This is a genomic window from Pseudomonas flexibilis (assembly GCF_000806415.1).
In the GTDB taxonomy this organism is placed as follows: domain Bacteria; phylum Pseudomonadota; class Gammaproteobacteria; order Pseudomonadales; family Pseudomonadaceae; genus Serpens; species Serpens flexibilis.
Map to the genome: position 1 here is coordinate 444,716 of NZ_JTAK01000004.1, position 24,377 is coordinate 469,092.

General features: G+C 66.4%; 17 protein-coding genes. 4 read left to right on the top strand and 13 right to left on the bottom strand.

The features are described from left to right. Positions 1 to 59: 59 nt before the first annotated feature. From PT85_RS11235 to PT85_RS11245, 3 genes are read right to left on the bottom strand one after another with little or no spacing between them, the layout of a single operon-like run. Entirely contained in the window at positions 60 to 1,475 is a 1,416-nt protein-coding gene (locus PT85_RS11235; RefSeq protein WP_039561124.1) for an efflux transporter outer membrane subunit, read from the bottom strand. Further along, positions 1,472 to 4,603: an efflux RND transporter permease subunit gene (locus PT85_RS11240; RefSeq protein ID WP_039606686.1), complete on the bottom strand. Its 3,132-nt coding sequence runs from the start codon at positions 4,601 to 4,603 to the stop codon at positions 1,472 to 1,474. Before PT85_RS11240 ends, PT85_RS11235 begins: the two co-directional genes overlap by 4 nt. A gap of 21 nt (positions 4,604 to 4,624) precedes the next feature. Further along, entirely contained in the window at positions 4,625 to 5,746 is a 1,122-nt protein-coding gene (locus PT85_RS11245; RefSeq protein WP_027589094.1) for an efflux RND transporter periplasmic adaptor subunit, read from the bottom strand. Positions 5,747 to 5,932: 186 nt separating this feature from the next. Between PT85_RS11245 and PT85_RS11250 the strand changes: the two genes are divergently transcribed. Further along, positions 5,933 to 6,571 (top strand): TetR family transcriptional regulator, encoded by a 639-nt coding sequence (locus PT85_RS11250; RefSeq protein WP_027589095.1) that lies wholly within the window; start codon positions 5,933 to 5,935, stop codon positions 6,569 to 6,571. A gap of 48 nt (positions 6,572 to 6,619) precedes the next feature. Here the strand turns inward: PT85_RS11250 and PT85_RS11255 are convergent, their stop codons facing one another. Both PT85_RS11255 and PT85_RS11260 read right to left on the bottom strand, forming a co-directional pair. After that, on the bottom strand, positions 6,620 to 7,195 hold the full coding sequence (locus PT85_RS11255; RefSeq protein ID WP_039606687.1) for a YceI family protein: 576 nt from the start codon (positions 7,193 to 7,195) through the stop codon (positions 6,620 to 6,622). A 23-nt stretch (positions 7,196 to 7,218) separates the two neighbouring features. Further along, positions 7,219 to 7,773 (bottom strand): cytochrome b, encoded by a 555-nt coding sequence (locus PT85_RS11260; protein WP_027589097.1) that lies wholly within the window; start codon positions 7,771 to 7,773, stop codon positions 7,219 to 7,221. 158 nt (positions 7,774 to 7,931) lie between these two features. Between PT85_RS11260 and PT85_RS11265 the strand changes: the two genes are divergently transcribed. Both PT85_RS11265 and PT85_RS11270 read left to right on the top strand, forming a co-directional pair. Next, the gene (locus PT85_RS11265) at positions 7,932 to 9,338 is read left to right on the top strand and encodes an adenosylmethionine--8-amino-7-oxononanoate transaminase (RefSeq protein WP_027589098.1); all 1,407 of its coding nucleotides are present in this window, start codon (positions 7,932 to 7,934) and stop codon (positions 9,336 to 9,338) included. A gap of 201 nt (positions 9,339 to 9,539) precedes the next feature. Continuing rightward, positions 9,540 to 10,259, top strand: a complete 720-nt coding sequence (locus PT85_RS11270; RefSeq protein ID WP_039561127.1) for a 16S rRNA (uracil(1498)-N(3))-methyltransferase — start codon at positions 9,540 to 9,542, stop codon at positions 10,257 to 10,259. Positions 10,260 to 10,407: 148 nt separating this feature from the next. On the opposite strand, the gene PT85_RS11275 is transcribed toward PT85_RS11270, so the two are convergent. The 8 genes from PT85_RS11275 to pilG all read right to left on the bottom strand — a co-directional run bounded on the left by PT85_RS11275 (position 10,408) and on the right by pilG (position 23,172). Continuing rightward, the gene (locus PT85_RS11275) at positions 10,408 to 10,878 is read right to left on the bottom strand and encodes a chemotaxis protein CheW (protein ID WP_027589100.1); all 471 of its coding nucleotides are present in this window, start codon (positions 10,876 to 10,878) and stop codon (positions 10,408 to 10,410) included. Positions 10,879 to 10,890: 12 nt separating this feature from the next. Then, a complete protein-coding gene (locus PT85_RS11280) occupies positions 10,891 to 11,892 on the bottom strand; it encodes a chemotaxis protein CheB (RefSeq protein WP_039606688.1) in 1,002 nt (333 codons plus the stop codon). Further along, positions 11,889 to 18,719, bottom strand: coding sequence for an Hpt domain-containing protein (locus tag PT85_RS11285; RefSeq protein WP_039606689.1), 6,831 nt, complete (start codon positions 18,717 to 18,719; stop codon positions 11,889 to 11,891). Before PT85_RS11285 ends, PT85_RS11280 begins: the two co-directional genes overlap by 4 nt. Positions 18,720 to 18,730: 11 nt before the next feature. Further along, positions 18,731 to 19,591 (bottom strand): CheR family methyltransferase, encoded by an 861-nt coding sequence (locus PT85_RS11290; RefSeq protein WP_039606784.1) that lies wholly within the window; start codon positions 19,589 to 19,591, stop codon positions 18,731 to 18,733. Positions 19,592 to 19,648: 57 nt separating this feature from the next. Next, positions 19,649 to 21,697: a methyl-accepting chemotaxis protein gene (locus tag PT85_RS11295; RefSeq protein WP_039561132.1), complete on the bottom strand. Its 2,049-nt coding sequence runs from the start codon at positions 21,695 to 21,697 to the stop codon at positions 19,649 to 19,651. Positions 21,698 to 21,775: 78 nt separating this feature from the next. Continuing rightward, positions 21,776 to 22,312: a chemotaxis protein CheW gene (locus tag PT85_RS11300; RefSeq protein ID WP_027589105.1), complete on the bottom strand. Its 537-nt coding sequence runs from the start codon at positions 22,310 to 22,312 to the stop codon at positions 21,776 to 21,778. A gap of 46 nt (positions 22,313 to 22,358) precedes the next feature. Next, positions 22,359 to 22,724, bottom strand: a complete 366-nt coding sequence (gene pilH / locus PT85_RS11305; protein WP_027589106.1) for a twitching motility response regulator PilH — start codon at positions 22,722 to 22,724, stop codon at positions 22,359 to 22,361. A gap of 40 nt (positions 22,725 to 22,764) precedes the next feature. After that, the gene (gene pilG / locus PT85_RS11310) at positions 22,765 to 23,172 is read right to left on the bottom strand and encodes a twitching motility response regulator PilG (RefSeq protein ID WP_027589107.1); all 408 of its coding nucleotides are present in this window, start codon (positions 23,170 to 23,172) and stop codon (positions 22,765 to 22,767) included. 241 nt (positions 23,173 to 23,413) lie between these two features. Between pilG and gshB the strand changes: the two genes are divergently transcribed. Further along, positions 23,414 to 24,367, top strand: coding sequence for a glutathione synthase (gene gshB, locus PT85_RS11315; protein ID WP_027589108.1), 954 nt, complete (start codon positions 23,414 to 23,416; stop codon positions 24,365 to 24,367). Positions 24,368 to 24,377: the final 10 nt, after the last annotated feature.

Below are 24,377 nucleotides of genomic sequence, written 5' to 3' on the forward strand. Positions count from 1 at the left end.
GCCCGACACCAACAAAAACGCCGCCCCGAGGGGCGGCGTTTTGCATTGCACCGAAGCAATCAGCCCTGTGGTTCGTCGGCCAGCCAGCCGCCGCCGAGGGCCTTGTACAGGTCCACCTCGCTGACCAGCTGCGCCAGGCGGTCGCCGATCAGTTGCTGGCGCGCCGCGAACAGCTGGCGCTGGGCGACCAGCAGGTTGAGGTAGCTGTCCACCCCGCCCCGGTAGCGACGATCGGCGAGCTGGTAGTACTCCTCACTGGCTGCCAGCAGGTTGCGCTGCGCGTTTACCTGATCGCTGAATGTGGCACGCGCGGCCAAGCCGTCGGCCACTTCGCGGAAGCCTACCTGGATGGCCTTCTCGTACTGCGCCACCTGGATGTTCTTCGCCACTTCGGCATAGTCGCGGTTGGCGCGCAGGCGGCCGGCGTTGAAGATCGGCACGCTGATGCTCGGTGTGAAGCTCCAGTAGTCCGCATCCGAGCTGAACAGATCGGACAGCTCGCCGCTGGCGAAGCCGGCCGCACCGGTCAGCCCGATGCGCGGGAAGAACGCCGCCCGCGCCGCGCCGATGTTGGCATTGGCGGCGCGCAGCTGGTGTTCGGCCTGCAGGATGTCCGGGCGATTCCGCAACAGGTCCGAGGGCAGGCCGGCCGGCACTTCGGCCAGCAGGTCGCTCTCCAGGGCAGTCGCCTCCAGCAGCTCTTCGGGCACTGGGCCACCGAGCAGTTGGGTCAGGGCGTTGCGGTCCTGGGCCACCAGGCGGCTGTACACCGATACGGCACCACGGGTGCTTTCTACGGCGGTTTTGGCCTGGCTCAGGTCCAATGCCGAGGCGACGCCCACGTCGAAGCTGCGCTGGGTCAGCGCCAGGCTTTCCTCGTAGGTCTTCAGCGTGTCGCGGGCCACCTGCAGCAGGGCTTGGTCGGCCTGCAGCGCGAGCCAGGCGTTGGCCACCGAGGCCACCAGGCTGATCTTCGCGCTGCGCTGCGCCGCCTCGCTGGCGAAGTACTGCTCCAGCGCCTGGTCACGCAGGCTGCGCACCCGGCCGAACAGGTCCAGCTCCCACGACAGCCCCAGGGTGGCGCTGTACTGGGTGCTGGTGCCGGCGGCCAGCGGATTAACCGTTTCGGGCGTATGGCTGCGGCTCATGGCGGCATCAGCGCTGACACCCGGGAACAGGTCGGCGCGCTGGACACGGTACTGGGCGCGGAACGCCTCGACGTTGAGGGTGGCGATGCGCAGGTCGCGGTTGTTCTCCAGGGCAATGCCGATCAGCTGCTGCAGACGGGCATCGCGGAAGAACCCCTGCCAGCCCAGCTCGGCGGCCGGCACGTTGGCTACCTGGCCGGCGTCGGCCTGCAGCGCGGCCGGGGTCCAGCGCTCCGGCAACCCCGATTCGGGTCGCTGGTAGTCGGGAGCCAGGGAGCAGCCTGCAAGCGCTGCCGCCAGCGCCAGTGTCAATGCGGACTTCTTCATCGTGCCTCTCCGTTGCGCTCAGTCTTGCGCGGGGTCTTGAACAGCGCGGTCACCCCGACAAAGAACAGGGGCACCCAGAAAATCACCAGCACGGTGGCGGTGAGCATCCCGCCGACCACGCCGGTCCCGATGGAATGCGCGCTGCCGGCACCCGCACCCGTGGCCAGGGCCAGCGGCACCACGCCCATGGTGAAGGCCAGCGAGGTCATGACGATCGGACGCAGACGCATGCGGCAGGCTTCCACCGCCGCGTCGACCAGGTCCATGCCCTGGTCGTAGAGGTCCTTGGCGAACTCGACGATCAGGATGGCGTTCTTGGCGGTCAGGCCGATGGTGGTCAGCAAGCCCACCTGGAAGAACACGTCGTTGGTCAGGCCGCGTCCCAGGGTGAACAGCACGGCACCGATCAGGCCCAGCGGCACCACCAGCATCACCGCGAACGGGATCGACCAGCTCTCGTACAGGGCGGCCAGGGCCAGGAACACCACCAGCAGCGCCAGGCCGAGCAGGATGGGCAGCTGACTGCCGGACATGCGCTCTTCGAACGACAGGCCGGTCCAGCTGATGCCGATGCCGTTGGGCAACTGGGCGGCGATCTCCTCGATGGCCGCCATGGCGTCACCGGTGCTGTAGCCCGGCGCGGCGCCGCCCTGGATCTGGATGGATTCCACACCGTTGTAGCGCGACAGCTTCGGCGAGCCGTAGGTCCAGGTACCGGTGGCGAAGGCGCTGAACGGCACCATCTCGCCCTTGTTGTTGCGGATGTACCACTTGTCCAGGTCTTCCGGGTTCATGCGCGCATGCGCCTCACCCTGCATGAACACCTTCTTCACCCGACCGCGGTCGATGAAGTCGTTCACATAGGCCGAACCCCAGGCGATGGACAGGGTGTTGTTGATGTCATTCATCGACAGGCCAAGCACCTGCGCCTTCTCGTCGTCGATGAGGATCTGGTACTGCGGTTCGTCGTTAAGGCCGTTGGGCCGCACACCGACCAGGGCCGGGTGCTGCGCGGCCATGCCGAGCAACTGGTTACGGGCGTTCATCAGCGCCTCGTGGCCGAGACCCGCCATGTCCTGCAGATAGACGTCGAAGCCCGAGGCGTTGCCCAGTTCGATCACCGACGGCGGGACGATGGCGAAGGCCATGGCGTCGCGGTATTGGAAGAAGCGAGCCTGGGCGCGCTGCTGCAGCGCGAACACCGCGTCCTTGGCTTCGGGACGCTTGGCCCAGTCCTTCAGGCCGACGAACATAATGGCGGCGTTCTGGCCACGACCGGCGAAGCTGAAGCCTTGCACGCTCATCACGCCTTCCACCGCATCGGCTTCTTCGGTGAGCAGGTAGTCGCGCATCTGGTCGACCATCTTCTCGGTGCGCTCGAAGGACGCACCTACCGGCGCGACCACCTGGACGAACATCACGCCCTGGTCTTCCGGCGGCAGGAACGCGGCCGGCACGCGGAAGAACAGCACGCCCACGGCCACCACGATGGCGACCCAGATACCCAGGAACGACCAGCGGTTGCGCAGCACGCGCCGCACGCCACCCTCGTAGGTGTGCACGCCGTTTTCGAAGGTGCGGTTGAACCAGCCGAAGAAGCCGCGCTTCGCCTCATGATGGCCCTTGGCGATTGGCTTGAGCAGGGTCGCGCAGAGTGCCGGGGTGAAGATCAGCGCCACCAGCACCGACAGCGTCATGGCCGAGGCGATGGTGATGGCGAACTGGCGGTAGATCACGCCCACGGAACCGGCCATGAAAGCCATCGGCACGAACACGGCGGACAGCACGATGCCGATACCCACCAGCGCGCCCTGGATTTGCCCCATGGACTTGCGTGTCGCCTCGCGGGGCGGCAGGCCGTCCTCGACCATCACCCGCTCGACGTTTTCCACTACCACGATGGCGTCGTCCACCAGCAGGCCGATGGCCAGCACCATGGCGAACATGGTCAGGGTGTTGACGCTGTAGCCGAACAGATACAGCACGCCGAAGGTACCCAGCAGGACCACCGGTACCGCCAACGTGGGGATCAGCGTGGCGCGGAAGTTCTGCAGGAACAGGTACATCACCAGGAACACCAGCACGACGGCCTCGAACAGGGTCATCACCACGCTGGAGATGGACGCCGAGATCACCGGGGTGGTGTCGAACGGATACACGACTTCCATGCCTTCAGGCAGGAACGGCTCCAGGCGCGAGATGGTGTCGCGCACCGCTTCGGCGGTGGCCAGGGCGTTGGCGCCGGTGGCCAGGGTAATGGCGATACCCGTGGCCGGCTTGCCGTTGTACTTGGCGGAGATATTCTCACGCATGGCGCCCATTTCGACGCGCGCCACATCGCTCAGTCGCACCTGTGAGCCATCCTGGTTCACCTTGAGCAGGATGTTGCGAAACTCTTCCGGGCTCTGCAGGCGGGTCTTGCCGATGATGGTGGCGGTCAGTTGCTGGCCGGGCACCGCCGGCAGGCCACCGAGCTGGCCGGTGGAGACCTGCACGTTCTGCGCCTTGATGGCGTTGCTGACGTCCATGGGCGTCAGCGCGAAGCTCACCAGCTTGGCCGGATCGAGCCAGATACGCATGGAGTAGGAAGAGCCGAACACGGTGAAGTCACCCACGCCCGGGGTCCGCGACAGCGGATCCTGGATGTTGGAAATCACGTAGTCGGACAGGTCGATGTTGCTGTAGCGGCCATCGCTGGACACCAGCGCCACCACCATCAGGAAGCCACCAGCCGCCTTGGTGACGCGGATACCCTGCTGCTGCACTTCCATCGGCAGCAGCGGGGTGGCCAGCTGCAGCTTGTTCTGCACCTGAACCTGGGCGATGTTCGGGTCGGTGCCCTGCTCGAAGGTAATCTTGATCGAGCCGCTGCCGTCGTTGTTGGCTTCGGCGGACATGTAGCGCATGCCATCCAGGCCGCTCATCTGCTGTTCGATGACCTGAATGACGGTGTCCTGCACGGTCTGCGCCGAGGCGCCCGGGTAGACGAGACTGATGTTCACCGAGGGCGCGGCGATGCTCGGGTACTGACTGACCGGCAACTGCAGCAGCCCTAGACCGCCGGCGAGCATGACCACCAGGGCGATCACCCAGGCGAAGATTGGGCGGTCAATGAAGAAATTAGGCATGACGAATATCCCTGGGCCGACTTACTGTTGGTTGGCAGTGAGGTTACCGGCCTGCTTGGTCTGCACTGAGATACCGGGCTGGATGTACTGCAGGCCTTCAGTGATCAGCCGGTCGCCCGGCTTGAGACCGGCGCTGACCAGCCAGCGGTTGCCTACGGCACGCTCGGCCTCGACGATGCGCGCCTCGACCTTGCCTTCCATGTTCACCACCATGGCCATCGGGCGACCGCGCGGGTCGCGGGCGATGCCCTGCTGGGGGGCCAGGATGGCGTTTTCCAGCACGCCGCTGACCAGTTCAGCCTTCACGAACATGCCCGGCAGCAGCAGCTTGTCCGGGTTGGGGAACAGCGCGCGCAGGGTCACCGAACCGGTGCTGGCGTCCACGCTGACTTCGGAGAACTCCAGCTTGCCGGTGTGGGCGTAGGTGCTGCCGTCTTCCAGCTTGAGGCTGACCTGGGCAGCGTTCTCGCCGGCCTTCTGCAGGCGGCCAGCGGCCAGATCCTTGCGCAGGCGCAGCAGTTCCGAGCTGGGCTGAGTCACGTCGACGTAGATGGGGTCGAGCTGCTGGATAGTGGCCAGCGGCTGGGCCTGGCCGTTGCTGACCAGCGCGCCCTCGCTCACCGAGGAGCGACCGATGCGGCCATCGATCGGCGCCAGCACCTTGGTGTAACGCACATTGATGCGCGCCTGTTCGAGGTTGGCCTGGGCCTGCAGGTAGGCGGCACGCGCCTCGTCATGGGCCTGCTGGCTGACCGCCTTGTCCTTGACCAGCGCGGCATAGCGCTCGGCCAGCGAGCGGGTGGAAGCCAGGGTGGCTTCGGCGCTCTTCAGGGTGGCTTCGTACACGGCGGCGTCGATCTGGTACAGCTGCTGGCCGGCCTTGACCTCGCTGCCTTCCTCGAACAGACGCTTCTGGATGATGCCGTTGACCTGCGGACGCACCTCGGCGCTGCGATAGGCGGCGGTACGGCCCGGCAACTCGGTGGTCAGCGCGTAGGGCTTGGCTTCCAGAGTAACAATGCCGACCAGCGGAGCCGGAGCGGCACCGGCTCCCTGGGCGGGCGCCTGTTCCTTGCAGGCAGCCAGCATTGACGCAATGGCGAATACGGGAATCAGAGCCACATGGGCGGGCTTGATCGACATGGACAACCTCGTGAGGGTGGAAAGCGAAGACGCGGGAAGAGAACGGAGGGTCTCCCGCTCTCTGCGGCACGTTGAAATTGACGGCGCAATATACTTACATCCATGATTGTTTGTAAATAAGACTAGTCCTTTCCAAATATTGCCCCGCACGCCTCTGCGCACGCGGAAGGCAGAGCACTTGCGACCATGGCCCGACGCACCCGAGAAGAAGCCCTAGCCACCCGTCAGCAGATCCTGGATGCCGCGGAAATCTGCCTCTACGAGCGGGGGCTTTCGCGTACCTCGATGGCGGATATCGCGCAGGCGGCGAACATCAGCCGCGGCGCCGTGTATTGGCACTTCGAGAACAAGGATCAGGTCTTCCAGGCACTGCTGGAAAACCGCAGCCTGCTGCTCGCCGACCTGGAGGCCACCACGCGCGACCCCGACACCCAGGATCCCCTGGGCCACATTCACCTGTTGCTGACTCGCCTGTTTCAGCTCTCGGCCCGGGACACCCAGTTCCGGCGCCTCAACGAGATCCTGCTGTTTCGCTGCGAGTACACCGATGCAGACTGCAGCCTGGGGCAGTTCCTGCCCGCCGCTGTGCGGGAATGCCACGGCATCATTGCCCAGGCGTTGGCCAATGCCGTCGACAAGGGTCAGCTACCCACCACCCTCGACCTGCCGACCGCGGCGCGTACGCTGCATGCCTGCGTTTCGGGCCTGATTCGCGAATGGCTGCTGTTGCCCGACGGCTACGACCTGCACCAGGAAGCCGAGCGCCTGGCCAGCAGTTGCCTGGACATGCTGCGCCTGAGCCCGGCGCTGCGGCTGACACCCTGAAATGCAAAACGCCGGCGCAAGGCCGGCGTTCTTTGCATCGGGCAGCGCTTACTTGCGCACGCCTTCCACGGTGAGGATCAGCTCGACGTTCTCGCTCTGCGGGCCGAGGTCCATCTTGATGCCGAAGTCTTTCATCTTGATGCTGGCGGTGCCCTCGAAGCCGGCACGGTAACCGCCCCACGGGTCCTTGCCTTCGCCAAGGAACTTGGCGGCGATCACCACCGGCTTGGTCACGCCGTTCAGGGTCAGGTCGCCGGTGATGTTGGCGGTGCCCTCGCCGGTGGACTCCACGCGGGTGGAGGTAAAGGTCGCGGTCGGGTGCTTGTCGACGTTCAGGAAGTCGCCGCTGCGCAGGTGCTTGTCACGCTCGGCATGGTTGGTGTCCACGCTGGCGGTCTTCAGGGTCACGTTCACCTTGCTGGCTTCCGGACGGGCTGCGTCGAAGCTGAAGCTACCGTCGAAGTCCTTGAAGGTGCCATAGATCCAGCTGTAGCCCAGGTGGCTGATCTTGAAATTGACGAAAGCGTGCTGGCCCTGCTTGTCGATCGCGTAGTCGGCAGCCATGGCCTGGCCGGCGAACAGGGCGGCGCCCAGGGTCAGTGCGGTGAAGGTCTTCTTCAGCATGGGAAATGCTCCTTGATGAAATATCAGTACTTGGCGCGGCCAAACATGCGCCGCAGGGTGTCGTCACGATCGATGAAGTGGTGCTTGAACGCGGCCAGGGCGTGCAACGCGGCGAGAATCACCAGCGCCCAGGCAGCGTAGAAGTGCACGTCGCCCGCCAGGTCTTCCTGGCGCGGGATACCGGTGACCAACGCCGGCACCTCGAACCAGCCAAACACGCTGATCGGCCGGCCATCGGCCGTGGAAATCAGGTAGCCCGAGAGCATCACCACGAACAGGCCGGCATACAGGGTCAGGTGGCCGGCCGTGCTGGCCAGGCGCACCAGCGGAGTGTGGGTAGGCAGGGCCGCCGGCGGCGGGCTGAGCCAGCGCCAGACCAGTCGCAGCACCATCACCGCCAACAGGATCAGGCCGACACTCTTGTGGATGTCCGGCGCCGTGCGGTACCACTGGCTGTAATAGTTCAGCCCGCGCATCCACAGGCCGAGCGCGAACAGCCCCACCACCGTCAGGGCCACGCCCCAGTGCAGCAGGATGCTGGTCAGGCCGTAATTGCGGGATGAATTTCGCCACTGCATGGCGATCCTCCTTGTTTCTGAATGAACGTAAGACTACCGACAAACCTATCGGGGAAAAGCGAATTTTTTCGCTTCAACCCATCGAACCAGCCGATAAGAACACTGCCCCAGACTTCGTGCTAGGCTCGCCAGGTTTTTTCGCAGGGGGAACCGAACCGATGAGCCTGAACGACCACTGGATGCAACGCGACCTGGCGACCCTCTGGCATCCCTGCACGCAGATGAAGGACCACGAACAGTTGCCGCTGATCCCGATCCGTCGGGGCGAGGGCGTCTGGCTGGAAGATTTCGACGGCAAGCGTTACCTGGACGCAGTCAGCTCCTGGTGGGTCAATGTGTTCGGCCACGCCAACCCGCGCATCGGCGAGCGCATCAAGGCGCAGGTCGACACGTTGGAACACGTGATGCTCGCCGGCTTCAGCCATCAGCCGGTGATCGAGCTGTCCGAGCGCCTGGTGCGCCTGGCGCCTCCCGGCCTGGCGCGGGTGTTCTACGCCGACAACGGCTCCTCGGGCATCGAGGTGGCGCTGAAGATGAGCTTCCACTACTGGCGCAACGCCGGGCAGCCGGGCAAGCAGCGCTTCGTCACCCTGACCAACAGCTACCACGGCGAGACCGTGGCGGCCATGTCGGTGGGTGACGTGGCGCTGTTCACCGAAACCTACCGGCCGCTGCTGCTCGACACCCTCAAGGTGCCCAGCCCGGACTGCTGGCATCGCGCCCCCGGGGTGGACTGGGAAACCCACTCGCGGCAGATGTTCAGTCACATGGAACGCACCCTGGCCGAGCATCACCACGAGATCGCCGCCGTGATCGTGGAGCCGCTGATCCAGGGCGCGGGCGGCATGCGCATGTATCACCCGATCTATCTGACCCTGCTGCGCGAGGCCTGTGACCGCCATGGCGTGCACCTGATCGCCGACGAGATCGCCGTCGGCTTCGGCCGCACCGGCACACTGTTCGCCTGCGAGCAGGCCGGCATCACGCCGGATTTCCTGGTGCTGTCCAAGGCGCTCACCGGCGGCTACCTGCCGATGGCCGCCGTGCTGACCACCGATACGGTGTACCAGGCCTTCTACGACGACTACCCGACCCTGCGCGCCTTCCTGCATTCGCACACCTACACCGGCAACCCGCTGGCCTGCGCCGCCGCGCTGGCCACGCTGGACATCTTCGAGCAGGACAACGTGATCGAGGCCAACCGCGCGCTGGCCGCGCACATGGGCCGCGCCTGCGCGCACCTGGCCGAGCATCCGCAGGTGGGTGAAGTGCGCCAGACCGGCATGGCCCTGGCCATCGAGCTGGTCGCGGACAAAGCCTCGAAGACCCCCTATCCGTGGCAGGAGCGACGCGGCCTGGCGGTTTACCGCCACGCCCTGCAACGCGGCGCGCTGCTGCGCCCCCTGGGCAACGTGGTGTACCTGCTGCCGCCCTACGTGATCACGCCCGAGCAGATCGATTTCCTGGCCGAGGTGGCCGGCGAAGGCATCGACCTGGCCACCCGCACCGCCGTCAGCGTGGCCGTGCCGGCCGGCGCGCCGGCGGAGTTTCGCGATCCGGGGTAGCGGGGTGCGGCGATAAAAGCTCGCGGACAAGTCCGCTCCCACGAAAAGCGGTGCGCGGCCCGGACCTGCGGGAGCGAATTCATTCGCGAGCGTTTGGCCGGGCACACACCGCAACGGCAACCAAATACAGAGTTGTCCGCCCGATGGCTGCCCGGGTGCTTTAAGCTTGCCACCTCCCATTGGCTACCCCCGCACCTTCCCATGCGCCTTTCCCGCTTCTTCATTGATGCCCCGCTCTCCCTCGGCCGCCATGAGCTGCCCGAGGCCCAGGCCCACTACATCGGCCGCGTGCTGCGCCTGGCGCCGGGCGCCGCGGTGCAGCTGTTCGACGGCAGTGGCCGGGAGTACCTCGGCGAGCTGGTCGAGGTGGGCAAGAAGAGCGTCAGTGTGGAGCTGCACGAGGCCTTCGACGGACTGGCCGAGCCCGCTCTGCGCATCCACCTGGGCCAGGGCCTTTCCCGGGGAGAGCGCATGGACTGGGCCATCCAGAAGGCCACCGAGCTTGGCGTGGCGGAGATCACCCCGCTGGTCAGCGAGCGCTGCGAGGTGCGCCTGAAGGATGAACGCGCCGACAAGCGCCTGGCCCACTGGCGCCAGATCGCCATCAGCGCCTGCGAGCAGTGCGGCCGTTCCGTGCTGCCGGTGATTCATGCGCCGGTCAGTTTGGACGATTGGCAGCGCCAGGTGCAGGCTGAGCTGAAGCTGGTACTGCACCCGGTAGCCGAGCCGCTGGCCAGCCATGCGCGGCCATCCAGCCTGGCCTTCCTCATCGGCCCGGAGGGTGGGCTGTCGGACGCCGAGGTGGAACAGGCGAAACATCACGGCTTCCACGCCGCCCGCCTGGGGCCGCGCGTGCTGCGCACGGAAACCGCGCCGGTGGTGGCGCTCAGCGTGGCGCAGCAGCTGTGGGGGGATTTCTAACGGATCGGACCAACGATCCAATAGCGGACCTGCGGAGCCGACTGTTTGTGGGAGCGGACTCGTCCGCGAGCTTTTCGGGAGGGCGATACCAGAAGATCGCGAATGAATTCGCTCCCACAGGAGGACCGCGCCGGCGTGGCCGACCGGCTCAGATCAACCCGGCGTCCGCCAGCTTCTGTTCCAGGCCTTCCAGGTCGGGGATCTTCACCAGCTCGTCGCCGATGCGTACCGCCGCCAGCTCCAGCGGCGCCAGCGTGCCGACTGCTGCCGGCAGGTCGGCGTCGACCTTGAGCGAGCGCGGGATACCCTGCAGCAGCAGGGCCAGGAACGGCGTGCCGGGGCGGTCGCCGATGGCGTTCAGCACGGCGATGCGCGCGTTGCGGCCAACCTCGGTGCGCGACCCGCTGGCCACCTCGAACGACAGCAGCGGCAGCGTCAGGTTGCGCCAACCGATGTAGCCCAACAGCCAGTCCGGCATGCCGTCGCGTCGTTCCGGTGTCTGATAGGGCACCAGCTCGGCCATGGCCACGTTGGGCAGCAGCAGCGTGCGATCACGCAGCGGCATCAACAGCGCGGTCAGGCTGCTGGCGGTGTTCTGGAGGGCGGGGGTTTGGCTCATGTGCGAATTCCTTTAGGCGTCCCGGGGGCGCTCGGCCAGATGCTTCACCAGCGCCGACGCCAGTTCGCGCGGGTTGCCGCTGAGTTCGCTGTAGCCCCCTTCGCGCAGGCTGTCGGGCATGCTGGAACAGACGCAGCTGTCGCCGCTCTGCGTCCAGATCGGCGCGCCCTGGCGACGCACATAGGCCGCCGAGGCGCTGCCGTCGCTGCCCATGCCACTGAAGGCGATCACGCCGCAGCGCGCGCCGAACTGACCGGCGAGGCTGAGCATCATCTGGTCGATGGACGGGCTGTAAGGCTCCGGCCAGCCGCGTTCGAGCAGCGTCAGACTGCCGTCGGCGGCGAAGCCCAGTTCATTGGCAATCGGCACCACCTGCACCTCGCCGTTGCACAGGGGCCTGCCGGGTTGCAGCTGGCGCACCGTCCATTGGCTATGACGGCCCACCGCCTGCGGCAGACTGGCCTCGAAACCGGCATCGATGTGCTGGGCATACAGGAAGGCCACCGGCAGGCCGGCCGGCAGCGCGTCGAGAAACGCCTTGACCGCCACCGGCCCACCCAGCGAAGCGGCCAGCAGCCAGACTTCGCGGGCCGGCTCGTCCGGCGCCTGAGCCAGGCTCGCCGGCAGAGTCAGCGGCTCGACGGTCTCGTTTTCGCTCAGCAGGCCTTGCAGGCTCGGTCCCACCGCGGCGGCCGGATCGCCTACCAGGCGCTTGAGCTTGCCGAACAGGCTGCGCTCCCAGCGTGGGTAGTGTTCGGAGCTGCGCTCCGGCGCCTTGCCCTCGCCGAACAGCACCGGGACGTCCCCTTCCAGCAGGTCATCGAGCACGGGCAGGTCTTCGCCCTGCGCCAGGTCGACCAGCCAGAGATCGGCGGCACAGTCCTGCAGCTCGTCCGGCGCCATGCCGGCGGGGTCCTGGTTGAACACCACCTGATAGCCACTGCCGGCCAGCGCACGCTGGAGAATGTGACGCTGCAGGGAAGTGTCGGCGAGAATCGCGATTCGGGCGGTCATGGGTGCTGTACCAGAGCGTGGATACGGTCGAGCAGCTGGGCCTCCTGGTAGGGCTTGCCCAGGTAGTCGTTGACGCCGATGGCCATGGCCCGCTCCCGGTGTTTCTCACCGGTGCGCGAGGTGATCATGATGATCGGCAGGTCCGCCAGTTGCGGGTCGTGACGCACCAGGGTGGCCACTTCGAAGCCGTCCATGCGCGGCATCTCGATGTCCAGCAGCATGATGTCCGGTTTGAATTCCTGCAGCTGGGTGATGGCGTCGACGCCGTCCTTGGCGGTGACCACATTCATGCCCTGGCGTTCGAGCAGGCGCGTGGTGACCTTGCGCACGGTGACCGAGTCGTCCACCACCATCACGGTCAGCGCGCGCGCCTCGGCCTCGGCCTCCGGCGCGGCGGGCTCGACGCTCAGTTGCGGCTGGGCGAAGCGGCGCGGCAGCGCCTGCAGCTGGCGCTTGCGCAGCAGGGTCATGAAGTCGAGGATCACCACCACGCGGCCATCGCCGAGGATGGTGGCACCGGAGATACCAGCCACCCGGGCGAACTGCGGGCCGAGGCTCTTCACCACGATTTCTCGCGAGCCGGCCAGGCTGTCCACCTGCACGGCGATGCTGTGGTCCGCCGAGCGCACCAGGATCACCGGCAGCGGCAGGGTCTGCCCCATCAGCTTGGGCTGCTGGCCATTGTTCAGCAGTTCGCCCAGGTAACGCAGCTCGTAGCGCTGCCCGGCGTACTCGAAGCGCGGCGCGTCCGGGCCGTAATAGGCCTCCAGCTCGTAGGGCGAAACGCGCACGATGCCTTCGATATTGCTCAGCGGCACGGCATAGAGATCTTCGCCGGAATGCACCATCAGCGCCCGGTTGACCGACACGGTGAACGGCAGGCGAATGATGAAGCGCGTGCCCTGCCCTTCGCCCGACTCGATGCTCACCGAGCCGCCGAGCTGCTTGATTTCCGAGCTGACCACGTCCAGGCCCACGCCGCGACCGGAGATCTGGGTGATCTTCTCGGCGGTGGAGAAACCGGCCGCCAGGATGAACTGCAGCACCTCGTGGTCGGTAATGTCACTGTCCGCGGCCATCAGCCCGCGTTCGATGGCCTTGCGGCGTACCGCGTCCAGGCGAATGCCGCCGCCGTCGTCCGCCAGGGTCAGCACGATCTCGCCACCCTCGCGGGCGAGGTTGAGGCTGATGGTGCCCTGGTCCGGCTTGCCGGCGGCACGCCGCACCTCGACCGGCTCGATGCCGTGGTCCACGGCATTGCGCAGCATGTGCTCCATGGGCGCGATGATGCGCTCCAGCACGCTGCGGTCCATTTCCCCCTCGGCGTTGCCGACCACCATCTCGACCTGCTTGCCCAGTTCCGCCGACACCTGGCGCACGATGCGCCGCAGACGCGGCACCAGGCGATCGAAGGGCACCATGCGGGTTCGCATCAGGCCTTCCTGCAGTTCGGTGTTGACCCGCGACTGCTGCAGCAGCAGGGTTTCCGCGTCACGGTTCTTGGCTGCCAGGGTTTCCTTGAGGTCCAGCAGGTCGGAGGCCGACTCGAACAGCGCCCGCGACAACTGCTGCAGCTGGGAATGGCGGTCCATCTCCAGTGGGTCGAAGTCCTCGTAGCCGGCACGCTCGGCCTCGGCCTGGTAGCGACTGAGGATCTGCGCCTGGGTTTCGGTGTCCAGGCGGCGCAATTGATCGCGCACCCGTTCGATGGTGGCTTCCATCTCGCCCAGGGTGTAGCCGACATCGTTGACCTGCTGCTCGACCCGGCCGCGGAAGATGGAGGTCTCGCCCGCCAGGTTGACCAGGTCATCCAGTAGTTCCGCCGGCACCTTGACCAGCTCCTGCGGCGCGCGGCGCGCGGCGGCCGCCTCGCGGGCCTCCTCGGCCTGGCGTACGAAGGGCAGCACACGGGCGGTGGACGCGACCGGCTCGACCGGCGCCAGCGCCTGTTCCTGCGGCGCGGGGACGGCCAGCGGCGCCGGCGGCGTGACAGGCGCCGGGGCGGCGGGGACCAGATCTTCCTCGCTGAGGATGGCGCGCAAGCCGTCCACTGCCGCTTGCAGGACGGCGAACTCGTTCTGCACGAGTTCGAACAGGCCCTCGGATGGCTCGCCCTGCTGCCGCGCCTCGATCAGGCGCTGCTCCAGCTCGTGACTGAGGGTACCGATGTGCGCCTGGCCGGCCAGTCGTGCCCCACCCTTGAGGGTATGCAGGATGCGCAACAAGTCGTCGAAGGGAACCGCCTCGCGCATCGCGTCCCAGTCCTGGATACAGGACTGCAGCGCCTCGATGAGCTCGTCGGCCTCTTCGCGGAAGATTTCCAGAATCTCCTCGTCCACCTCATCGCCGGGCTTCGCCTGCACCACCGGCTCGGCGGCGGCCACGACCGAGGATTCCTCGACCGGCTGCAGGGTAACGCTGAGCGGCTCGCTCAACTGCTCCTCGGGGGCGGCCACGTACTCCTGCAGCGCCGCGATCAGCTCCTCGCCAGCAGGGACCGGAAGACCGTCGCGCACGGCCTCAAGCTGCGTCCTGATTCGTGCGTGACTGCGTTCCAGCAGATCGAACAACGGCTCGCCGCTGCGCAGGCGCCCATCGGCCAACTGGCGATAGAGCATTTCCAGCTCATAGCCAAGATCACCGATCGGTTGCACGTCGGCCATCCGCGCGCAGCCCTTGATGGTGTGCAGGTCGCGTTGCAGGGTCTCGATTTCCAGCGCGTTCTGCGGATCGGCGCGCCAGCGCTGCAATGCCTCGCGGGCATCCTCGATGAGTCCGAAGCTCTCTTCGAGGAACAGCGCCATCAGCTCGGGGTCAGCCTGCACATCCAGCGCATCAACTTCGCCCTCGCCCGCCGCAGGCACCTGCAGCTCGATCTCTTCAAGCTCGCCGAAACCCTCCAGATCCAGTGCTTCGGCCGCCTCCAGGGCCGCCCACAGGTCGCCCTCGGGGCTGGCCGTGGCCGGCTCCGCCGCCTGCGGCTCCAGGCTGACGGCACCGGTTTCCCGATAATCCTGCACGGCGCGGATCAGCGAGCTGGCCACCGTCACCGGCTCGCGGGCCTGCAGTTGTTCGATCTGTTGGGCCAGACGGTCATGGCACTTGTGCAGCAGCCAGGCCAGGGTCGGCTCGGCAGTGAAGCGCTGCTGCATCAGGCCTTCGTAAAGGAATTCCAGTTCATGGGCCAAGTCGCCGATCGCGGTAACACCGGTCATGCGTGCACCGCCCTTGAGGGTGTGCAGATCGCGCTGCAGTCCGCCCAGCGCATCCAGGTCCTGCGTATCGGCCAGCCAGTCCTCCAGGGACTGGGCGGCGCTGTCCAGAATGTCGCCCGCTTCGTCGAGGAAGATCTCGACCATCTCCTCGTCCAGCTCGTCGACCGGCTGCGCGGCTGGGCACCCCGTCTCCGCTGCGTCGGGCGCATCCTCCAGACTGGGGGGCGCCTCCTCCGACGTATCGAACGCCAGTTCGAGCGGTTCCAGTTCGAGCAGGCTGTCGGGCAGCGCATCAATGTCGAACGCCGGCTCATCGAGCAGGGCTGGCGGCATCAACAGCGCGGCCAGCGCGGCGATGCGATCCGGACGCGGGCTGACCTGCAGCGCGGCGGCCACCTGGTCGAGCATACCGATCAGCGCCTCATGGGCCGCCAGGGCTTCCTCGAAGAAGCGCGCATCGGTGGCCAGGCCTTGGTCCGCCACGGCGGCATACACTTGCGACACCGCCTCGCAAAGCTCGGCCAACGGCGCCAGCTTGGCCTGCCGGGCGCCCTGCCAGAGTGCTTCCACAGCGGCCCGCAGATCACCCAGCGGGCTGGGTGCCTGCGGCTGGTCGCGCCAGCCGGCCAGCAGCTCCTCGCTGTCCAGCAGGGTGTCGATGTGGTTGCCCAGATGCCGCCCGAGCAGCTCCGACGCATGGGGTTCGCTGCTGGTGCGCTTGGCCTCGGCCTGGTTCAGGCGTTCCTTCTGCAGGCTCTGCACGGCGACCTGGAACGCCTCGGTGCCCGGCAGCGGCGCGTGCGGCGTGCTGTCAAGCTGCGCCAGGCCCTGCTGCAACAGCTCGCGGGCCTGGGCGAGCAGCCCGGCCAGTTCGCGATCGACCGGAATCTGGTGGTTGTGGAATTCCTTGACCAGCCGCTCCAGCGGCATGGCGACCTCGGCCATCGGCAGGATGCCGGCCATGTGCGCGCTGCCCTTGAGGGTATGCAGCGCCCGCTGCAGACGGTCGTTGACCGGCTGCGGCAGGATCTGCGCACACTCCGCCAGGAACTGGTCGAGCGTCTCCAGGTGGCTCTCCGCCTCGTTGCGGAAGATATCCAGTAACTGCGGGTCCAGGCCGCTGGCATCGGCGGCGTCATCCACCGCCACCGCGCGAGGGAGGGACGGCGCAGGCTGCTGGCCGCGGGACAGCGCATGGGCTGCGGCAGCCAGGCGGTCGACATCATCGCGCTGACGCTGCGCCTTGGCAGCGAACTCGTCGACCAGCTCGGGCAGCAGTCCCACCACCTCGCCGACCAGCTCGTGCACCGCCGGACCAGCCTCGATGCTGCGGTCCAGCAGGCGATTGAAGAGGTTCTCCACCGCCCAGGCCAGTTCGCCGATGATCAGCGCGCGCACCATGCGACCGCTGCCCTTGAGGGTGTGGAAGGCGCGCCGGACTTCGCTCAGCGCTTCACGGTTGTCGTTGTTGGCGCGCCATTGCGGCAGGAACTGGTTGATGGTGTCGAGCACCTCGCCAGCTTCCTCGATGAACACCTCGAGCAGCTCTTCGTCCACCGGCTCCTCGTCGGCAGGCGGCGGCAGGAGGCTGGGCGGAGCATCCTGGGCGGGCGGATTGATGGCCTGCACCGGCGCGGCCAGCACATCGGCCACCGTCAGCACCGGCGCGGGTCCAGGCTCGGGTTTCGCGGCCAGCGGTTCGGCCGGAGGCGTCAGGCCCTCGGCATCCAGCTCCAGCAGTTCGAACATCGACGGCGCGGGCGTGTGCGGCGCGGCCTCTTGCTCAGGGGCGAACAGATCGTCGACGAAATCCGCCAGCGTGGCCGGCGCGGCAACAGGCGGCTGTTCCATCTGCGGCTCGCGCATGTCGTCGGCCAGCCAGTCCAGCACCGGCTCGGCCGGAACAGCAGCCTCCTCGGCCAGCAGCGCGCGGGGCGCATAGCCCAGGCTGCACAGGCTTTCCTCGGCCACGTCGAGAATGACTTCGCCCTGGCTGGCATGGTCCTCGCTGAGGCGTTCCAGGTAGTACTCGACGCCGGTGATGGCGTCGGCCAAGGTATCCAGGTGCTGCCAGTCCGGCACTGCACGGGGCTCCAGCAGACGCTCGCAGATGTAACGCCGGCAGGCTTCAAGCAACTCGGCGGCGCGCTGCAGCGGAATCATGCCCAGTCCGCCGCGCACCTGGGTGAGCAGCTCCGGGACCCGGGCCAGATGTTCGTGGTTCCACTGCGAGGCGATGAACTCGATGATGGCGTCCTTGGCCTGTTCGAGACCGGTACGCGCCTCACGGATCACCAACTGGTGGATCTGCGTCACATCAGTGGTGGGCAGGCGGCTCTGCTCGCTCTGGCTGTCGTTATCCATGCCGGCGATGCCGGACAGGGTCGCCTCGACATACAGCAGCGCGCCGGCGATATCCATCAGCGCGCCATCATCGGCGGTCTTTTCGCCGTCGAGCAGCAGCTGCACGGTGTTCAGCTGGTCGAGGATGGCCTTGCGCGGCTGGGCGAAACCCAGCACCGCCAGGGTGTCGGCGATCTGCTTGAGAGGTGCCTGCAGGCCGCTCAGCTCGGCCAGGTTCTGCCGGTCGCTGCGCACGAACAGGTCCAGGCTGTCCTTGATACGCACCAGCTCTTCGCACAGGGCCGCCACCACCGAGCGGATCGCACCGCGGTCCGGGCCGACCAGCTGGCCGCGCTCGGCACCCGACACCGCTTCTCCCGGAAGCGCCTGGTCGAGGCGGAAACGGGCCTTCAGCTCGGCAATGCGCGGCGTTTCGAAGCTCGCCTTGGCCAGGTGGAACAGCAGGTTCTTGGTCAGCTCCAGCGGCGCGGCATGGTTGAAGCCGGCGGCCCCCTCGCTCACCAGCCGCTTGAGCTCCTTGTCCAGCTGCTGCAACAGCACATGCACGGAGGGGCCGGAGGGCACGCTGCCACTGACCAGCCCTTCGACCACGCCGGCGGCAATTTCCCACAGCGGCTCCAGGGGCGACTCGCGGCCCAGATCAGCGAGCTTCAGGTAGACCTTTTCCAGCTGGGCCAGATTCTTGGCCGACTCCTGCCCGCGCAGCAGGCCCACCATCGCCACCTGCTGCAACTGGCGCAGCTTGCGCAGCAACTGGGGGAATTCGGGGGTATTCAGCAGCGCCAGGGACTCACGCGACAAGGCCGGAATCGGCGCGGACAGGTCCGGCGCGAACAGGCTGGTTTCCGGCAGGGGCTGCTCGCCGCGCGCACTGCGCAGTTCGTTGAGCAGCGGCAACAGCAGCAGCGGCAGATCGGTGCGCGTGCTGTGCACGCGATCCAGGTACACCGGCAGCTGCAGGATGGCCTGCATGAGGATCTGCAGCGCCTCGCTCTGGTCGGCGACACGGTTCTCCAGCAGCGCCTGGGCCAGCCGCTCCATCTCCTCGGCGAGCAGGGCGGCACCATAGAACTCCACCATCTGCAGGGTGCCGTGGACCTGGTGGACATAGGTCAGGCAGAAGCTCAGGCGTGTGCTGTCCTCGCGGTTCTCGACGAACGCTTCCAGGGCCTGGCGCGCCTGGTTGAGCGTCTCGGCGATTTCGCCCTTGACCCATTCCAGGGCGACATAGTCGTGCCGATCCCCCATAGCCACTCCAGTCATTCGCGTATCCGGGTAAAGGCCAGAACCCGCTCATCGGCCACCGGCTGTAGCGCCGGATGCTGCCAGCCGGTCATCTCGCCGACACCGAGCACCAGCAGCCCACCCGGGGCAAGGCGCTCGGCCAGGCCATTGAGGATGTCGCGCCGCCGCCAGCGGCGGAAATAGATCAGCAGGTTCTGACAGAAAATCACGTCCAGGCCGCTCCACGGCGCCTTGTCCAGGTCCAGCACATTGAGCCGGGCGCAGCACACGCGCGCCGCCAGCTCCGGTGTCACGCGCCAGCCATCCGCGTCGTTGCGCAGATAGCGCTCGCGGCGTTCGGTATCCAGCGCTTCCAGCCGTCGCGCGTCATAACGCGCGTCACGGGCCTGGTTCAACGCGCCCTGGCTGATATCCGTGGCGATCACACCGAACTCCGTTCGCCGGGCAGCGCGACGCTGCACTTCGGCTGCGGAGATGGCCAGCGAATAGGCTTCCTCGCCACTGGCGCATCCCACGCTCCACAGCATCCAGGGCCGTCCGTTGTCTTCCTGCAGGCGCCGGCTCAGATACCCCTCCATCACTGCGAAGGAAGGGGCATGACGGTAGAAGCGGGTTTCCTGCACGGTCAGTCGGTCCAGCAGGGTCGCCCATTCCAGGGCGCCTCGCGGCCCCTCGGCAACCCGACGCAGATAGGCCTGGTAATCCTCCAGACCCAGCTCGCGCATGCGCTGGCCAAGCCGGGTCTGCAGGAAGACGCGCCGCCGCTCGCCGAGCACCTGACCGGTGCGTTCCTCGATCAGCGCGCTCCAGGCGCGAAATTCCGCAGTAGTCATGTCGGCCAGGGGTTTCAAGGCCCAGACGCCGCTTGGCTGCATGCCGTGCCCCTCGCTCATGACTCATGATCGGCGTCCCTTGCGAAACGCCGCCCCCTGTCAGGCCTCGTCGCGCGCCGCCGGCAGCTTGAAGCCGGACACCGAGTTGCGCATCTCGTTGGCCAGCTTGGCCAGGTTGCCGATGCTGCGCGCCGTGGCGGTGGTACCGGTGGAGGTCTGCGAGGTGATCTCCTGGATCACGTTCATGGTGCTGGAGATATGGCCGGCGGAAGAGGCCTGCTGGCGCGCCGCGTTGGAGATGTTCTGGATCAGCGCGGCGAGGGTCTTGGATACCTTTTCGATCTCTTCCAGCGACACCCCGGCGTCCTGGGCCAGGCGTGCACCGCGCACCACCTCGGAGGTGGTCTGCTCCATGGAGATCACCGCTTCGTTGGTGTCGGTCTGGATCGCCTTCACCAGCGTTTCGATCTGCTTGGTCGCCGCCGAGGAACGCTCCGCCAAGCGCTGTACTTCGTCGGCTACCACCGCGAAGCCGCGGCCGGCGTCGCCGGCCATGGAGGCCTGGATGGCGGCGTTCAGGGCGAGGATGTTGGTCTGGTCGGCAATGTCGTTGATCAGGCTGACGATGTCGCCGATCTCCTGGGACGATTCACCCAGGCGCTTGATGCGCTTGGCGGTGTCCTGGATCTGCTCGCGGATGCTGTCCATGCCGGTGATGGTGTTGTGCACCACCTCGTTGCCCTTGTTGGCGATGGCCACGGAACGCTCGGCCACCGCGGTGGACTCGGCGGCGTTCGCCGACACCTGGTCAATGGACACGGCCATTTCGTTGATGGCCGCCGATGCGCCGGCGATTTCCTGGGCTTGGTGTTCGGACGCCTCGGCCAGGTGCATGGCGGTCGCCTGGGTTTCCTGGGCGGCGGCGGACACCTGCACGGCGGTCTGGTTGATCGCGCGCACCAGATCACGCATCTGGTCGATGGAGAAGTTGATCGAGTCGGCGATGGCGCCGGTGAAGTCCTCGGTCACGGTGGCGGTCACCGTCAGGTCACCGTCGGCCAGGTCGGCAATTTCGTCGAGCAGTCGCAGAATGGCGGTCTGGTTACGCTCGTTCTTCTCGGCGGTTTCCTGCAGGCGGCGGCGGGTGTCCTGCACCATCACCATGCCGATCAGGATCACGGCCGCCAGCGCCAGGGCGCCCAGCAGGTAGGTGGCCAGGGTGTTCAGATAACGACCGTTGGCGAGTTCGTCGAAGCCGGCGGCCAGGTCGGAGGCCTTGTCCAGCAGGGTCTGCGAGATGCTGAAGATGTTGCCGGCCGATTCCCGCACCTGGAACAGCTCGGGCGAGGTTTCCAGGATCTCGTCCACCGAGCCGGAAACGAACTCGAACAGCTCGGCGATCTCTGCCAGACGCTCACGGGCTTCCGGCTCGGAGACCCGGCTGATCTCCATGGCACGGTTGCCTTCCAGCATGGCGTTGAGCACGCGGCCGAACAGGCTGGCGTCGCGACCGAACATGTCGGCCGCCTGTACCGAGTCCTCGTCGCCGGCCAGCACCTTGTTGACCGCACCGAGGATCCGTTCGGCCAGCAGCGACTGCCGCTGGGCGACCGACACTTGAGCGGCGGGCGCATCGCTCTGCAGCAGGATGTCCACCACTTCCTCGTACTCGACCTGCAGCTGCGGAATGGTTTCCGACAGGGTGGCGGCCACCTGGTGCAAGGACAATACGGTCTGTTCGCTGGCCAGGATCACGTCGGTGTCGCGACGCAGGCGGTTCCAGTCCTTTTCCACCGCATCCATCTGCGGGGCGACTTCGAAGGACACCATTGGCAGGCCGGTGTCCGGGTTGCCCTTGGTCAGGTAGCCCCAGCGGCGATCGAAGTCGTTGCGGGCGTCCTTGAGCAGGGCGAACGCCTCGGCCTTGCCCGCCGCCGCTTCGGTGGCGTTCTTGGCGATACGCTGGGAGAGCACGCGCAGCTCACCCGCGTGGGTGATGTACTCGGTGTCGTAGCCAGACTGCACGTTCAGGTAGGTGAAGTTGGCGAACAGCAGCACGATGGAGACGATCAGGCCGACGAACAGGCCGGCGATCAGCGAGCTGCTGCGCATGCCCGAAAAGAGATTTCCCGCGTTGTTTTTCTTCATGAATGGCCCCCGCCTGGACCCACCGCTATTCCCATTTGAAGCCAACGGACCGGATACCGGCCCACCAATAAATTCGTGTCACACCGCGACGTCGAGGAAGTCCTCGTGCTGCGCCAGTCGCTGCGGACTGAACACCAGCCAGGGCTGCGCGCGATTGAATACGCCATAAATGAAGGGCTGGATGGCCGCTTCCAGGGGCGGCACCTGCTCGGAGAAGGTCTCGACCGGGAAGTGCTGCATGCCGAACACTTCATCCACGACCAGGCCGGAAAACACGTCCTGATGCTCCACCACCAGCACCCGGCGCTGCTTGCGCTGGGCGCTCAGTTCCTCGCCGAAGAAACCGCACAGATCGATCAGCGGCAACAGGCGCCCGCGTACGTTGGCCACTCCCCTGACCCAGGGCTTCACCCCGGGCAACTGGGTGTGGCGCGGCTCGTGCAGGATTTCCCCCACCTCACCCATGGGCGAGACGAACAACCGCTCGCCCATGCGAAAACCGATCCCACTCCAGGTCTGCTGGGTTTCCTGCTGGGCCGGCAAGCCGGCCGCGAGCGTACGGCAGCGCTGATCGATGCCGAGAAGGAGATCGAAGGGAGTCGGTTGTCCGGACATGCCTGCCCTGCCGTGCCGGGAGTCGATGAGTTCGGTGCGGACGGCGTCAGCCGGCCAGCACCGCGTTCAGCGTCTTGAGCAGGGTTGCCTCGTCCACCGGCTTGGTCAGGTAGTCGCGCGCACCCTGGCGCTTGCCCCAGACCTTATCGGTTTCCTGATCCTTGGTGGTGACGATGATCACCGGAATGTGACTGGTTTCCTCGTCCTTGGTCAGTTGACGGGTGGCCTGGAAGCCATTGAGTCCCGGCATGACCACGTCCATCAGCACGGCATCGGGCTTTTCCTGGCGGGCCAGGGCCACGCCATCGGCGCCGTTCTCGGCCTTGAGCACCTGATGCCCATTCTTTTCGAGCATCTCGGTCAGCTTGTACATCTCGGTCGGAGAGTCATCAACAATCAGAATGCGAGCCATGGTGTTCCCCATACGAAATAACTACGGTCCGTCGCAGGACTCAGGATACCTGTTCACTCGGCACGAACTCCGGCACGTGGGCCTTGATCGCACCCAGCAACTCTTCCTTGCTGAACGGTTTGGTGAGGTATTGATCCGAGCCGACGATCCGCCCCTTCGCCTTGTCGAACAGGCCGTCCTTGGACGAGAGCATGATCACCGGCGTGGATTTGAAGGCGCTGTTGTTCTTGATCAGCGCACAGGTCTGATAGCCGTCCAGACGCGGCATCATGATGTCGACAAAGATGATGTTCGGGTGGGTGTCGGCAATCTTGGCCAGGGCATCAAAACCGTCCACAGCGGTGATGACCTCGCAACCGACCTTCTTCAGCAGGGTTTCCGCGGTGCGGCGAATCGTCTTCGAGTCGTCGATCACCATCACTTTCAAACTGCCGGAATGCTGTTCCATTATCGCCCTACCATTGCCTCGGTGAGTCGTTATCGTTGCGCTTCGCCTGCGCCTGAGACCGGTCTACGACAGGGCTTCTACCCTGCCGCCGGCCTTTGTAGCACAGGACCCGGACGGCAATCCACAGAGCAGATCACCCTGCGGATTCAACCTTGACCGAGGGCAACTCCGGCGCCACCCTTGACGCCCTTGCGCCGGTCACCACGTTGGCGACCGGCCGTCACGCTGCAGAGGAACCCTAATGAGCACTCGTCTCGGGATCGTCATGGACCCCATCGCGTCCATCACCTTCAAGAAGGACAGCTCCCTGGCCATGTTGCTGGCTGCCCAGTCGCGCGGCTGGACGCTGTTCTACATGGAGCAGCAGGATCTGTATCAGCGCGGCAGCCAGGCCCGCGCCCGGGTGCGGCCACTGCGCGTGTTCAACGACCCGCAACGCTGGCACGAACTGGATGCCGAGCAGGACATCGCGCTCAACGAGCTCGATGTGATCCTGATGCGCAAAGACCCGCCCTTCAACAGCGAATACGTGTACGCCACCTACCTGCTGGAACTGGCCGAGAAAGCCGGCAGCCTGGTGGTCAACAGCCCGCGCAGCCTGCGCGACTGCAACGAGAAGTTCTTTGCCACCCAGTTCCCGCAATGCACGCCGCCGACCCTGGTGAGCCGGCGCGCGGACATTCTGCGAGAGTTCGCCCGCGAGCACCGTGACGTCATCCTCAAACCGCTGGACGAGATGGGCGGCGCCTCGATCTTCCGGCACCGCGAGGGCGACCCGAACCTGTCGGTGATCCTCGAGGTGCTCACCGAGCATGGCAGCCGGCAGATCATGGCGCAGCGCTACATTCCCGAAATCAAGGATGGCGACAAGCGCATCCTGATGATCGACGGCGAGCCGGTGCCCTATTGCCTGGCGCGCATCCCGGCGCAGGGCGAGACGCGCGGCAATCTGGCCGCCGGCGGCCGAGGCGAACCGCGTCCGCTGACCGAGCGCGACCGCGAGATTGCCGCCCTGGTCGGCCCCGAACTGCGCAAGCGCGGCCTGCTGTTCGTCGGCCTGGACGTGATCGGCGACTACCTCACAGAAATCAACGTGACCAGCCCGACCTGCATCCGCGAGATCGACGCGGCCTACGACACGCGCATCGGCGAGCGCCTGATGGACGCCATCGCCAGCCGTCTGGGTCGCGGCTGAGCGGACAACG

Bases quoted from the DNA above. Each gene is read 5' to 3' on its own strand.
- PT85_RS11235 (WP_039561124.1), bottom strand. From the start codon at position 1,475: ATGAAGAAGTCCGCATTGACACTGGCGCTGGCGGCAGCGCTTGCAGGC.
- PT85_RS11240 (WP_039606686.1), bottom strand. From the start codon at position 4,603: ATGCCTAATTTCTTCATTGACCGCCCAATCTTCGCCTGGGTGATCGCC.
- PT85_RS11245 (WP_027589094.1), bottom strand. From the start codon at position 5,746: ATGTCGATCAAGCCCGCCCATGTGGCTCTGATTCCCGTATTCGCCATT.
- PT85_RS11250 (WP_027589095.1), top strand. From the start codon at position 5,933: ATGGCCCGACGCACCCGAGAAGAAGCCCTAGCCACCCGTCAGCAGATC.
- PT85_RS11255 (WP_039606687.1), bottom strand. From the start codon at position 7,195: ATGCTGAAGAAGACCTTCACCGCACTGACCCTGGGCGCCGCCCTGTTC.
- PT85_RS11260 (WP_027589097.1), bottom strand. From the start codon at position 7,773: ATGCAGTGGCGAAATTCATCCCGCAATTACGGCCTGACCAGCATCCTG.
- PT85_RS11265 (WP_027589098.1), top strand. From the start codon at position 7,932: ATGAGCCTGAACGACCACTGGATGCAACGCGACCTGGCGACCCTCTGG.
- PT85_RS11270 (WP_039561127.1), top strand. From the start codon at position 9,540: ATGCGCCTTTCCCGCTTCTTCATTGATGCCCCGCTCTCCCTCGGCCGC.
- PT85_RS11275 (WP_027589100.1), bottom strand. From the start codon at position 10,878: ATGAGCCAAACCCCCGCCCTCCAGAACACCGCCAGCAGCCTGACCGCG.
- PT85_RS11280 (WP_039606688.1), bottom strand. From the start codon at position 11,892: ATGACCGCCCGAATCGCGATTCTCGCCGACACTTCCCTGCAGCGTCAC.
- PT85_RS11285 (WP_039606689.1), bottom strand. From the start codon at position 18,719: ATGGGGGATCGGCACGACTATGTCGCCCTGGAATGGGTCAAGGGCGAA.
- PT85_RS11290 (WP_039606784.1), bottom strand. From the start codon at position 19,591: ATGCAGCCAAGCGGCGTCTGGGCCTTGAAACCCCTGGCCGACATGACT.
- PT85_RS11295 (WP_039561132.1), bottom strand. From the start codon at position 21,697: ATGAAGAAAAACAACGCGGGAAATCTCTTTTCGGGCATGCGCAGCAGC.
- PT85_RS11300 (WP_027589105.1), bottom strand. From the start codon at position 22,312: ATGTCCGGACAACCGACTCCCTTCGATCTCCTTCTCGGCATCGATCAG.
- pilH (WP_027589106.1), bottom strand. From the start codon at position 22,724: ATGGCTCGCATTCTGATTGTTGATGACTCTCCGACCGAGATGTACAAG.
- pilG (WP_027589107.1), bottom strand. From the start codon at position 23,172: ATGGAACAGCATTCCGGCAGTTTGAAAGTGATGGTGATCGACGACTCG.
- gshB (WP_027589108.1), top strand. From the start codon at position 23,414: ATGAGCACTCGTCTCGGGATCGTCATGGACCCCATCGCGTCCATCACC.